The sequence below is a fragment of the Vibrio sp. 03_296 genome, assembly GCF_002265885.1.
This window is the reverse complement of the sequence record NZ_NPKW01000909.1, coordinates 1-667: the sequence shown is the minus strand read 5'-3', so window position 1 is coordinate 667 and position 667 is coordinate 1. Positions and strand designations below refer to the sequence as shown.

Here is a 667-nt window from a genome sequence, read left to right as displayed (position 1 = left end):
TTATTGATTCAAAACAAGCTTAATATCAGACCATTAACAAGCTCAAATATATTTATATTTTTCTTAACAATAGGCGTTATGTATTCATTTTTTTTGGTTACACTTATAGGAGATTGATTTAGGAGCGATAAATGATGCAAGAGATAAAAGCCTTTAATGAAAAACGTGCGGAAATATATTGGTGGCTTTCCAGCTTATTTGCCAAAGAACTGACTCAGGAAGAACTCGATAAATATCAAAGCATGGAAATTAGAGCGTTTTTAACGGGATTGGCTGAAAACGATGCTCTGCGACCATCCGTTAACGCCTTTGTCGACGCACTCAATCGTCTTGTTGACCGTCAAGATGCGCAATTGGAATTAGCGGCAGATTTTTGTGACCTATTTTTGAAAACCGCTAAAACATGGCGTCGCTGCCATACGCATCAATTTACCTTACAAAAGATGGCCTACTCAATGGCGAGCCGGCACAAAAAATGGATGCTTGGCTAAAAAACATGAATGTGCAGGTCAATCAACAACTAAATGAACCGGCCGATCACTTAGCGATCATGCTCGACTTTCTTGGCAACCTCATCATTCGCTCAAATGAGTTTGAACAAGATCGCCACATGGAAGATGCTTTCATCGAGCAAAACACATTTATTCAAGAAATGTTGCTCTCTTGG

1 pseudogene is annotated in these 667 nt (G+C 39.1%); it reads left to right on the top strand.

From position 1 onward, the window contains the following. Window positions 1-131: 131 nt before the first annotated feature. Window positions 132-667, top strand: a pseudogene (gene torD / locus CIK04_RS28775) (molecular chaperone TorD); the annotation flags it as partial.